This is a genomic window from Spirosoma jeollabukense (assembly GCF_054777855.1).
The window spans coordinates 111,617-124,092 of record NZ_BAAHAD010000003.1; the positions used below are offsets into that span (position 1 = coordinate 111,617).

Annotated in this window: 8 protein-coding genes; 4 read left to right on the plus strand and 4 right to left on the minus strand. The window is 49.5% G+C overall.

Annotated elements, in window-relative coordinates:
* The first annotated feature begins 32 nt into the window (after positions 1-32).
* Entirely contained in the window at positions 33-803 is a 771-nt protein-coding gene (locus ACYVEA_RS14525; protein WP_461114171.1) for a LytR/AlgR family response regulator transcription factor, read from the plus strand.
* A gap of 11 nt (positions 804-814) precedes the next feature.
* On the opposite strand, the gene ACYVEA_RS14530 is transcribed toward ACYVEA_RS14525, so the two are convergent.
* Positions 815-2,122 carry an amidohydrolase family protein gene (locus ACYVEA_RS14530; RefSeq protein ID WP_461114172.1) on the minus strand — a complete coding sequence of 436 codons (1,308 nt, stop codon included), beginning with the start codon at positions 2,120-2,122 and terminating at the stop codon, positions 815-817.
* 202 nt (positions 2,123-2,324) lie between these two features.
* Here ACYVEA_RS14530 and ACYVEA_RS14535 point away from each other — a divergent pair, with 202 nt between their 5' ends.
* The 3 genes from ACYVEA_RS14535 to ACYVEA_RS14545 all read left to right on the plus strand — a co-directional run bounded on the left by ACYVEA_RS14535 (position 2,325) and on the right by ACYVEA_RS14545 (position 8,380).
* Complete coding sequence (locus ACYVEA_RS14535) at positions 2,325-3,434, plus strand: sensor histidine kinase (protein ID WP_461114173.1); 1,110 nt, start codon at positions 2,325-2,327, stop codon at positions 3,432-3,434.
* A 136-nt stretch (positions 3,435-3,570) separates the two neighbouring features.
* Positions 3,571-7,140, plus strand: coding sequence for an SNF2-related protein (locus ACYVEA_RS14540; protein WP_461114174.1), 3,570 nt, complete (start codon positions 3,571-3,573; stop codon positions 7,138-7,140).
* A 64-nt stretch (positions 7,141-7,204) separates the two neighbouring features.
* The gene (locus tag ACYVEA_RS14545; protein WP_461114175.1) at positions 7,205-8,380 is read left to right on the plus strand and encodes an ATP-binding protein; all 1,176 of its coding nucleotides are present in this window, start codon (positions 7,205-7,207) and stop codon (positions 8,378-8,380) included.
* A 61-nt stretch (positions 8,381-8,441) separates the two neighbouring features.
* On the opposite strand, the gene ACYVEA_RS14550 is transcribed toward ACYVEA_RS14545, so the two are convergent.
* The 3 genes from ACYVEA_RS14550 to ACYVEA_RS14560 form a co-directional block, all read right to left on the minus strand.
* Positions 8,442-9,611 carry an alpha/beta hydrolase family protein gene (locus tag ACYVEA_RS14550; protein WP_461114176.1) on the minus strand — a complete coding sequence of 390 codons (1,170 nt, stop codon included), beginning with the start codon at positions 9,609-9,611 and terminating at the stop codon, positions 8,442-8,444.
* Positions 9,612-9,676: 65 nt separating this feature from the next.
* Entirely contained in the window at positions 9,677-11,416 is a 1,740-nt protein-coding gene (locus ACYVEA_RS14555; protein WP_461114177.1) for a GMC oxidoreductase, read from the minus strand.
* A 77-nt stretch (positions 11,417-11,493) separates the two neighbouring features.
* On the minus strand, positions 11,494-12,444 hold the full coding sequence (locus ACYVEA_RS14560) for a CPBP family intramembrane glutamic endopeptidase (RefSeq protein ID WP_461114178.1): 951 nt from the start codon (positions 12,442-12,444) through the stop codon (positions 11,494-11,496).
* Between the last annotated feature and the right edge of the window lie 32 nt (positions 12,445-12,476).

Consider the following 12,476-nt stretch of genomic DNA (forward strand, 5'->3'; position numbering starts at 1 on the left):
CCGCCAACAACCCTAACTTGTGCTGTTTACTAATGGATTTACTTCGTTGCGCCATAATTGAAGATGAGCCACTGGCGCAGGAACTGCTCGAAAAATACGTTCGGCGCGTGTCGTCGCTCAAGCTGGTCGGTACGTTCGATGATGCCATTGCCGCTTTTGAGCAGCTTCCCGCCCTTCGGCCAGACGTTATCTTTCTGGACATAAACATGCCCGAAATGACGGGTATTGAGTTCCTGAAAGCTTATCCCGCGCCCCATCCAATTGTCGTAATGACAACCGCTAACCCACATCACGCGCTGGATGGTTTCGATCTGGGGGTGATGGATTACCTGCTCAAACCTATTTCCTTCGACCGATTTCTGAAAACGATTGGTCGGATTCGCGGTAAAGCAGATGGAGAATTTAACAAAGTGGATGCTGCGGTCATTTCTAAATTGACTGCCGATGATGTATTCACTTTGCAAGCTGTTTCTCAGCCACCAGACTTTATTTATCTCAAAACGGACAAGAAATTAGAGCAGATTCGATTTGACGATATTGTCTTTGTCGAGGCACTGGGTGATTACCTGAAGGTATTTTTGCCCGATCGCTACGTTGTTACGCACCTTACTATGACCAGATTAGTCGAGAACCTTCCTGCTGATCGCTTCCTGCGGATCAATCGTTCGTACACCGTGCAGCTTCAGTACATCAAAACGCTCGACGGCAACATGGTCACTACGTCTACGGGTCATAGTCTTACCATCGGCCCCAATTACCGGGACGTCGTGAAAGATGCCTTGAAAAAGTGGTTGGTCAACTGATTGCAAGCGTATCAACGGGCTTTAGTTAGAAAGGTGTCCTCAGGCTTATTAATGTAGACAGTGCCTCCTTTCATAACGAGCCGAACGTTGTAGAGTACTTTCTTGAAGTCTTTTTCTAAATCGCCCTGAAACACAACCAGATCGGCGTAGCTGTCTTTCTTCACCACACCAATTCGGTTCTCAGCCCACAGGATTTTGGCAGCGTTCCGGGTGGCGAAGGCCATCACGTCGGCGGGGCTAACCCCGGATTCATAATAGGCGACCAGCACATCCTTCGCATAGGCTCCACGCGGCATGTTAAGGTCCAGATAGGCATCGGAACCGGCTACAATCGGTATCCCTTTTTTGATGGCTTTTCGCAAACGATCCTGTAAGGCAGCTACCTGAGTGCGAATTTCTTCATCACTGATCGAGTAACCACTGATCGGTACCGAACGCTTGTACGTATCGAACGAAATATCAGTTGGCACCAGATAAATACCTTTCTTACTCATAAGCGTCAGCGCACTGTCTGACAGGGAATACCCGTGTTCAATGCCATCCACCCCCGCGTCGATGGCTTCCAGAATAGACTGTTCATGCGTAGCGTGGGCCGTTACGTTGTAGTGATTTCGGTGGGCGGTCTGGACAATTGTTTTGAGGGCATCAGAATCCATAACGATGCGGTCATTGTTGACCACCACCTTAATAAAGTCAACCCCAAAGCCAATGTGTTCTTCTACCGCCAATCGGGCATCATCTGCATTTTTGACAACTCGGTAGTCCTGATCGATCAGGCGTTGGTTCTGTGTGCCTAAGCGAGAAAACTGACCGCTCGGCGGACTCAGAATGGGCCCCGAAACGTACATTCTTGGCCCAACAACATGATTCGCGCGAATTGCTTTGTCAAGCTGATCATCCAGGTATTGCCCCGAATTGCCCACATCCCGGACCGTGGTAAAGCCCGATTCCAGGTAGGACTTGGCAAAGGCTACGGCACGTAGCGCCCGGTCGACATCCGAATTCTCCCAAAGATCCGTATGCAGTGGAGCATTCGGTTTTTGCGAAAATAAGAGATGAGTGTGGGCGTCAATCAGGCCGGGCGTAACCGTACAATCACTAAAAGTAAGCACCTGTGCTTCCCTGGGCGCACTGACAGTCGGGCCGACTTCCACAATTTTGTCGCCATTTACCAGAATTTGCTGATCTTTTAGAAACACCGCCTTCTGACTGTCGTAGAATTTGCCCGCCTTTATCAGGTATATTTTTTCGGGCGCTTTCTGAGCGGATGTCAATAAAGAATAGGTCAGAAGTACAGATAGGAATGAAATGATTTTCATAGCTGGCCGGGGTTTCGCTGTGTTCGTATCGACAGCGAAACTAGCGGGCGTCACCTCGATCCATAAATTAATTCGATGAACACTGCCTACTTTTCGGTGAATGGCTAGGTTGGAGTTTCATCGAATAAAATTCATTATCCATCGAAAATTTTGCCTGCACATCGGCAAAACGGTCTACTTTGCCTTACTCATTGTCATCCCTATGGCCAATTTACGGCTTGCTCTTGTTGCCGACGAAACGCGTTATCATGGCTGGACACGGATCGGTTTTCACGGGTTATTGATCCTGGGTATTTTTCTGCTCATTTTCTCCGCCTATGTGCCCTGGTTTCTGTACCCAACGACAGCCGCTGACATACCTTTCAAAACGTATGTTGGGCCTGTGTTGCGCGATGGACTTAGCGTCGTATTGCAGTACTACGTATTGGTGTTCGTATTTACGCATTACGTTCATAAGCCTGTTTTGCTGGTAATCGGTCTGATTGTTTACTACGTGGTGCTGTTCACATTTTATTACTTTTCCGCCTTTATTGTCAAGGATTATTTTGGGCTGCCCGATGACTATTCGGGCTCTATCACTCATTTTGAACGGCATTCTTATTGGGAAGCACTACGTCATTCGGCTACATTTTTTCACTTGCTGTTCATTATTGAGCGGGCTTTCTATCCGTTGGCGATCAAGCTGTTAGTCGAAGTCTATCGGCGGCAACTACGTAATGCCCGACTACAGCAGCAGTACACGCAACTCGAACTTAACTTCCTGAAGAGCCAGATCAATCCACACTTCCTGTTCAATGTCCTCAATAGTATTTACGCTTTAACGGAGGAAGCCAGCCCACGCGCGGCTCTGCTTGTGGAACAACTGTCGGTTATGATGCGCTATAGTCTGTATGAAACGGCTGAAACGTATGTATCGCTTCAAAAAGAGCTTCAATTCATCCGGGATTACGTAGCGCTGGAGCAAACTCGTACCCTCAAACGGTTGACACTCCAGCTAGAACTGCCGGATGTGATGAACGAATCGCTCGAAATTGCGCCGTTCATTCTGATCACGTTCGTAGAAAACGCCTTCAAGCATGGCGTTGAAAGCACCAGTAAAAAAGCCTGGATGCACATAGCCGTGCAAGTGGAAGGAACAAATCTTCGCCTAATGGTGGCGAATAGCAAACCGCTGACTGAGCCGTCAAAACCGGGTGGTTTGGGGCTGGCGAATGTCCAGCGACGATTATCCTTACTCTATCCTGGCCATGAACTTCTTATTGACAGTAAGGTAGATAGCTATACGGTAAACTTGATCTTGCCTTTACGTTAGCATCTTTTTGACAGTATAGGCGGCCTGCCTGTAAATCCTGTCAAAAAAGAACCTGTCTTTTTCTCTAAACTCGGCAATACACGTTGCTGTACGGCGAATACGTTATTTTTGCAGGCAATTAATTGATCTAGCAGAAATGGCGGAACGCATCGCTTACGGCAAAACATGGTGGGGGCAGCAGTGGCTCAATGCCCTGACAAGCATTGACATGGCTAACCGCCTGCCGCGTGGCAAAACCTATGCAAATAAGGGAGCGGTACAAGGTCTGACCATTTCTCAAAATCAGTTTAGTGCATCCGTTAAAGGATCAGCGCCAAGGCCGTATAAGATCAAACTATCGGTGCCGCTCTTCACGGAACAGGAGAAAGAAACGCTGCTGACCGAAATTCGGGAGAATCCGGCTACGTTGGCGCAGCTTCTTAACCGCCAGCTTCCGCCCGAACTCACCGAGTTTGCGGATAAACGGGACATTCAACTGTTTCCACATTCGTTTCGGGATCTGGTGATGGGCTGCTCCTGTCCGGATGCGGCTGTACCCTGCAAGCATCTGGCGGCCGTGGTGTATGTGATCGCCAATGAAATTGATCGAAATCCGTTTCTGGTTTTTCAGGTAAAAGGCCTGGATATTCTGGCGGAACTTCAGAAAGGGCAAACTGATATTATTGGGGGGACTATGAGTAGCGTGCTGTCGTTCAAAGACCTCGGTACCGACGACCTGCCCGACGATGAGGATTGGCATCCTGATGAAAAAGCGCGTGCCGGTCTCGATTTTGCCACAGTTCCGCTGTTAGCCGATCAATTACTGGGTTTACTTTCGCCAGACGTTACGTTCACCAAAGGCGATTTTCACAAGTCGCTCACAAAGGCGTACAAGCTGTTCAGCAAGCCCTTGTCAGACATACACGCGAAAACGCCTGACGACGTATCCCCCGACTTCAGCGATAGCATTGAGCTACAGCTCGATGAGCTAATGTCAGTAAAAAAGATCAGCATATTTAGTGAACACGGCGACCAACGATCCCTCTCTGGGTTCAAAATGAGCGATCTGGCGGCCTGGCTCGATACACTTACTGAAGCTGACTGGCCCGAAATGAGTGATTCCGTGCGGGCTTTGTATCTGACGCATCAGTTTTCGGCTGCGTTGCTGCGTCGGGGGGCGGTGGTACCGCAACTGCTACGTGTGGGGCCAACCGAAGATCAATACCGGGTGCGCTGGCTCCCGGCAACGCTCAACGAATCGGTCAAGCACCAGACCGATTTGCTGGCTACGCAACTTCCGCCAACGCTGCTGACGGTTCGCTGGCAAAAAGACTGGCTGGCTTTACCCGACGAGCAGCAGCTTCTGACGCTTTGCTCGCTGTTTCTGCGCCGGGTAATCAAACCCGCAACCATCGAACTGTGGGAGCGCTGGCCCCTCGAAGATGCCGACCGGCTGTTTTTCGGTGTTGAGACACTACGCTTTGAAGGTTTCGGCCGGAAAGAGATGCCGCTGGCGATGCAACTCTGGGTGAATGATTTCTTTCTGACACACAAGCGGTTCGTACCGATCCTGGCCGTTGAAGACAGTGAGTTCGGCGATGAATTTCGACTAAGTCTACTGATCCGCGATCGCGAAGCAGCTAATACTACTAGCAACAGAGTGTCTGGGAAAAAGGCTTCTATCCAACCGGAACAGCCAATCCCACTGCCCGAGTTGCTCACAAAAAAGAAGCATGAACGTATCAGAATGGCGGTTTTGCAGGACTTACTAGTGCTCTCCCGGCATTTCCCTGATCTGACAAAGCTGACCAAAACGGGGCCTGGCTCCGAGTATTTATCCTACTCGCCGGAGCAATTTGTGCAGGTTTTGCTCGATACGTTACCCCGGATGCAATTGCTCGGCATTGCGCTCTGGTTGCCAAAATCGTTGCAACACTGGGTTCGACCACAGGCAGGCGGGCGACTCAAGGCCAAAGTTTCGGCTAATAATGCGTTCATGCGACTGGATGATATGCTGACGTTCGACTGGCAGGTAGCGCTGGGCGATGAAATGGTGAGTGTCAAAGAATTTCAGAAGCTGGTAGGCCGTTCGACAGGTTTGGTAAAAATCAAAGACCAATACGTTCTGGTGGACCCGAATGAGCTAACCAAACTATACAAACAACTCGAAAATCCACCTGAACTGACAGGTTCTGAGTTACTGAGAGCAGCCTTATCGGAAGAATACAGAGGTGGGCGCTTGGGATTATCGGCCGAAGTAAGAACATTGGTGAAGCAGTTTACCGAAAGTGCTGCGCAACCCCTGCCCGACGCGCTGAACGCTACGTTACGGCCCTACCAGCAGCGCGGCTATGACTGGCTTATCAAAAACACGGCGCTCGGAATGGGTAGTTTGCTGGCCGACGATATGGGGTTAGGTAAAACGCTTCAGGTGATTGCGTTACTGCTTAAATTCAGGCAGGAAGGCCGGTTTAAAAAACAGAAAGGTCTTGTTGTGCTACCAACCACACTGCTCACCAACTGGCAGAAAGAAATTGCCCGGTTCGCCCCCGAATTGCAAGCCCGGATTTATCACGGCTCGAACCGGAAACTACCAATGACGACTGACGACTACGACCTGCTGCTGACAACCTATGGCGTGGTACGTAGTGATCTCGATACACTCAAGAAAACGACCTGGGCTATTGTCATTATTGACGAAGCACAGAACATCAAAAATTCGGATACCGAGCAGACGAAAGCGGTCAAAGCCCTGAAAGCTCCGATCCGGATTGCCCTGAGTGGCACGCCCGTTGAGAACCGGCTGTCGGAGTTGTGGAGCATCATGGATTTTGTGAATAAAGGCTATCTGGGCGGTGTAAGTAAGTTCAATGAGGAGTTTGGCAAGCCGATTCAGCAGGAGCGCGATCAGCAAAAACTCGATCAGTTCCGGCGCGTAACGAGTCCGTTCTTACTTCGGCGCGTTAAAACTGACCGGAGCATCATCAGCGATTTGCCCGACAAGATCGAGAACAATCAGTTTTGCGCGCTCACCACGGAACAGGCTGCTTTGTATGAAAGCGTCGTGCAGGAAAGTTTACGCGCCATTGAGGAAAAAGACGGCATTGCGCGTCGGGGTTTGGTATTGAAACTTATGACCGCGCTCAAGCAGATTGGTAACCATCCGTATCAGTATCTCAAGCGGGGTTCTGAAGTTCCTTCTTTGTCGGGTAAGGCGACATTGTTGTTAAATCTGCTCGAAAATATTTACGCGAGCCACGAAAAAGTCTTGATTTTTACGCAATACCGCGAAATGGGCGAATTGCTGGCCCAGTTTATTCAACAGGTGTTCGGTATGCAGCCCCTGTTTCTGCACGGTGGTACGTCCCGTCCGGAGCGGGACCGGATGGTCGAGCAGTTTCAGAAGAACCGTAGCGATCACACCTTTATTCTGTCACTCAAAGCCGGTGGTACAGGCCTCAACCTAACCCAGGCGAACCATGTCATTCACTACGACTTATGGTGGAATCCGGCCGTTGAGTCCCAAGCAACCGACCGGGCTTTTCGTATTGGCCAAACCAAGAACGTACTGGTGTACCGGCTAATGAACCAGGGAACGCTGGAAGAGAAAATCGACGCCATGATACGTTCCAAACGCGAACTCGCCGACCTCAGCGTCAAAACCGGCGAAACCTGGCTGGGCGACCTGAGCGATGCCGAGTTGAAAGAGCTGGTAACGCTGGGGTGATTTATATGGTTAAAGTATTCATGTAAATTTTTCGCTTATTCAAAAATTTGCATGAATATTGTATATGATTCAGCGATTATTAGAATCTCTTGTGAGAGAGCAGATTGATTATTTCCCAGCAATTGTCTTAGTAGGACCGCGGCAGGTAGGTAAAACAACGTTGGTAAAAACGGTTCAAGCGCAACTATCTCGTCCATCCATTTATCTGGATTTAGAAGTGCCTTCCCAGCGGGCCAGATTAGATGTTGATCCTGAATTTTACTTAGCAAGTCGTCAAGATCAAACTATTATTCTGGATGAAGTTCAGGAATTCCCGGACCTGTTTCCGTTGGTCCGCGGGCTGATAGACCAACATCGGGTAGCAGGTCGATTTTTATTATTAGGGTCAGCCTCTCCAAAATTATTGCGGAATACGTCGGAGTCGTTGGCAGGACGGGTTATTTATATAGAAATGCACCCACTTTTGCTTGAGGAGTTGCCTATGTCAGCCGATTATCGCCTGCATTGGGTTAGAGGTGGTTTCCCACAAGCCTACTTAGCTCCTAATGCCAAGCAGTTACAGGTCTGGTTTGAATCGTTTGTTAGTACATATCTGCAACGTGACTTACCCCAATTAGGCTTACCGGCAGCCCCGCGTACTACTGGTCGCTTGTTGACTATGCTGGCTAGCCAGCAAGGAGGGCTACTCAATTATTCTACGTTGGCGAACTCGCTGGATTTGGCTGTGACAACCGTGCAGAGTTATATTGATTTTTTAGAGAAAGCATTTCTTGTCCGCCGATTAGCTCCGTATAACGTCAATGTGGGTAAGCGGCTTACCAAAGCTCCTAAAGCTTATATACGTGATTCAGGCATGCTGCATCATTTATTGAGGCTTTATGATGAAGATGCTTTGCTGGGCCATCCGGTGGCGGGTGGTTCCTGGGAAGGATATGTTATTCAGCAAGTTATTGCCGTGTTGAGCACGAGTACTCAGGCTTATTTCTATCGAACTCAGCAAGGGGCTGAACTAGATTTGGTTTTAGAACAAAGTGGAAAAATTGTTCTTGCTTTAGAGATTAAGTTATCTAACCATCCAACCTTACGAAAAGGTAATACAGTTGCTCTTCAAGATTTGAATAACCCTCCGTTGTTAGTTGTTACGCCCGGTGCTGCCGATGATGAACTGCGTTTGGGAGTATGGATTTGTAGTATAGTAACTTTATCTGCTCATTTAAAGCAGTTCGGCGTTTATGGATAGATCTCTGGCTGGGCGACCTGAGCGATGCCGAGTTGAAAGAACTGGTAACACTGGGGTGAGTCTACTTCAGTAACGCCGTCACGGCATCATTACCGACAACGGCGCTGGCCGGGCGTGGATGTTCTGCATTGAATGCCTGCAAAGCCGCAGGAGTAAGTACGGTGTTGGACGATTCGTCGATCTTTCCGTCTTTCAATACGTTGTTCAGGTTTAATTTTAGGTTTTTAGCCAGGAACCGATACGCTGCTTCACGCTTATTAGGGCCATAATCGTGTCCTTCTGTTGGTAGATGTACGTTTTGAACTTTATCTTTTGCGCCATAGTATTCATAGATAGTCTGGATGTAAGGAAACTCAACGTCGGGCGTGTTCTTTGTCCAATCCTTACCGTCTGAAACCAGTAGCAAAGGCCGGGGTGCTGTCAGGGCGGCAATTTCTACGTTGCTGGTCTGATGTGTGGGGCGCTTATGAATAGGCATCCCACTTTCGCAGACGCAACCCCCGAAAAAATGCGCGGAAACCATAACAACGGGGGCTGATACTTTTATGCGTGGATCAAGCGCCGTGAGCAGAAATGTCTGCGTGCCCCCGCCCGATTCGCCTGTCATGCCAATTCGTGTCGTGTCAACATCAGGCAAACTGGTCAGGAAATCCAGCGCACGGAGGCTATTCAGGGTCTGGAGTTTTAAGGCTTCAGGAATTTTATGATCGCATTGTTTCGAATCCCCATAACCGATCATATCGTACGCAAATACAACAGCACCCATGCGGGCTAACGTAGCACATCGTTGCTGCGTGTACTCCATCAGGCGGTTGTTCTGATCGGCACCGTGTCCATGTGTACACAAAATACCTGCCGTTTTGCCCGATGTTTTCAAGGGCCGGTATAAATTGCCCGTTACAAAAAATCCCGGCACGCTCTCAAACGCTACGTTCTCAACCGTGTATCCGTTGAGCTTTTGCAGGCTATGACGAATAGGTTTAAGGGGCGCAAAGTTTGGTTTACCGGGCAAATTCATTCCATCGCGAATGCCTTTCCGAATCATTGCTGCGCGGGTTTCCCAACTGGCCTTGTCATGGTAAGTTTTGGCAAAACTACGTAATGCATCAGCTCCCTGGGCTTCTGTAAAATAAGCCCCCTGACATAAGTCAGGCCGTTCGGGATTTGGCTGAGCAACAGCTCTTAAGGCTATGATTACGTAACTGACGGTGAGAAGAATCCGGGCGTTCATGACTGGGCGTTTAAACCAATGTCAAAAGATGCTATTGATAAACTCTTACTCTTAACATCAGCGGCTCAGCGAGGTATATCGCCCCGTTTCAGCGCTTTCACGGCATAATCAACCGCCCGCGCCGATAACGCCATGTAGGTAAGCGAAGGGTTCTGGCAGGGAGAGGAGGTCATGCTGGCTCCATCAGTGCAAAATACGTTCTTGACACCGTGGTGTTGGTTGAATTTATTGAAAACCGAATTTTTGGGCGTAGTACCCATACGGGCGGTTCCCATTTCATGAATGCTCAGGCCTGGATGCGCCTGACTATCAAAACCGTTGATATTCGAGAATCCCGCTTTCTCGAGCATGAGCACTGCCTGGTCGTGAGCATCTTTGCGCATCAGTGTTTCGTTGTCCCGGTAATGAACGTCCATTTTTAGCGTGGGCTGTCCCCATTTATCAGTCACGTCACTCGTTAATGATACCCGATTATCTTCATACGGCATGCATTCGCCAAAAGCGTCTAGTGTGATTTTCCACGTACCAAACTGGGTTGCTTTCTCCTTGAAATCGACTCCGAAGCCCTCGTCATGATAGGCATGGTCCCAGTTTTCGCGGTTGGTGTAGACCTCGAAACCGTAGCCGCGGGTAAAGGACTGTTTGCGCTGGCCCGGTAAATTACGGAAGCGAGGAATGTATAAGCCTGCCGGATGGCGACCGTAATAATATTTGTCCAGATCGTGATCATAATCGGCGGTGGCGCCAACGTGAAAATGGTGATCCATCAGGTTACGGCCCAATTGCCCGCTGTCATCCATACCGTTCGGAAACCGTTTCGATTTGGAATTCATTAGAATATAGGTCGATCCCAGCGCCGAGGCATTCAGGAAAATAAGGCTGGCGTGAAAATCGTGCCACTGGTGCGTCTGCTCATCAATCACGCGAACGCCCGTAGCGAGACCTGTTTTTTCGTCGTAAATAATCGAGTTGACGATGGAATGTGGTCGAACTGTCAGCCGTTTGGTACGTCGAGCTGCGGGTAACGTAGCGGATTGCGTACTGAAATAGGCACCATACGGACAACCTCGCATACACAGATTCCGGTATTGGCATTTGGCCCGTCCCAAATTCATTTGCTCCTGCGTTGGCGCCGTGAGGTGGGCCGCTCGTGCCGAAATGACCTTGCGGTCGGCAAACTGTTCATTTACAGATTGCCGTAAATGTGCTTCAACACAATTGTCGGGCATGGCGGGCTGAAATTGACCGTCGGGCAAGTGGGCTAAACCGTCCCGATCGCCAGCGATTCCCGCAAATTTCTCAACGTAATCGTACCAGGGCGCAATGTCTTTATACCGAATGGGCCAGTCTGTGGCTATCCCTTCCCTGGCGTTGGCTTCGAAATCGAGATCAGAAAATCGGAATGAATACCGCCCCCACATCAGGGACTTCCCGCCAACATGATACCCACGAATCCAGTCGAACGGCTTTTCTTCGACATAGGGATTTTCCAGATCGTTGACAAAATGATGATGTGTGGCCTCCGTAATAGTAAACCCCGTTCGATTTTGCACCGGGTAGTTTTTTAGTAACTCCGTTGGCATAGCCTGGTTCCGATGCGGAAAATCCCACGGGTTCTTGGTAGCCGTGTGATAGTCAGTAACATGCTCAATCATGCGCCCCCGTTCGAGAAGCAGTACGTTAAGCCCTTTTTCACACAATTCTTTTGCTGACCAACCCCCGCTAATGCCAGAGCCGACAACTATGGCATCGAATTTTTTGCCGGATGGGATAGGCGGTTGGGCGGACATATGGCGGTGACTCATGATGGGTTAGGTCTTTTACTTTAAACGCAAAGAATGTGAAGGCAGAGGCAAGAGCACCGGGAAATTTATCGCATGAGTTACCGGCTGGCGTTCTGCAAAAAAGCAGCAATTTCCATGCCCCAGGCAATGCCGATATGAATGAGTAAACCGCCCCAGATGCTACGGGTGCTCAAGGCTAAAACGCCTAGAAGATAGCCGCCAAACAGCGACGAGATCGCTTCGCCCAGCGGACGTCCGAAGTGAATGGAACAGTACCAAACGACCATGGGCAATACAGCTCCCGGCCCCAGAATTCGACTCATACCGATAACCAGAAATCCCCGAAAAAGCAGTTCTGTTGGGACGAAGTCCCAGCCATAACAAAGCTCGTAGATGAGCGCCGTTACCCATTCTGATACACCGAAAAACTCGTTAGCGTTGGTGTCGTGGTAGGTTGGATACGATTGGAGAAAATCTGGCTGGAATGAGGCCACCGTAATGAGCGGGATCATTAGGGCTAACAATAAAGCATACAAAATCAGGCCTTTCCGCTTGGGTGCCATGCCATAAAAATTGTCGGGTTTGGACTGGCTTACATGGGGTTCTACAAACTTATAAAACAGAAAGAGGGGCAGCACAATCGTTAGTACCGATTGCAGGTTGTGCAGGCAGTGGTAGGCGAATAGATAGATCTGCCCATCAAAGAGTGTAAGGCTCCATGTGTTGTGAGCATAAAACCCCGCATAGGTGGAATAGCAAGTTAGGGCAACGAGGCTACGTAGCCAAAAGACACGGTTTCGCCAGATGTCGGGACGTTGATGGAAATGTGTCCAGAGCCAGACGCTAACGTAGTAGGCGGTAGCATAGAGCAAAAAATACAGGACCGGCCATATGGGCTTTCCCTGAAATGAGTCGATATACGCGTCTTCGAGATCGAAGTAGAAATTGACGGTGAGCAGCAACGTAGCCCAAAGCGCGGTTGCTACGTAGAGATCAAGTCGGAAGTCAGTGCGGAGGTGGTCACGAAGGTCGTGCCAGAGAGCTTTCATATAGTATTTGTCATGGCTCCGGTCAGACCGGC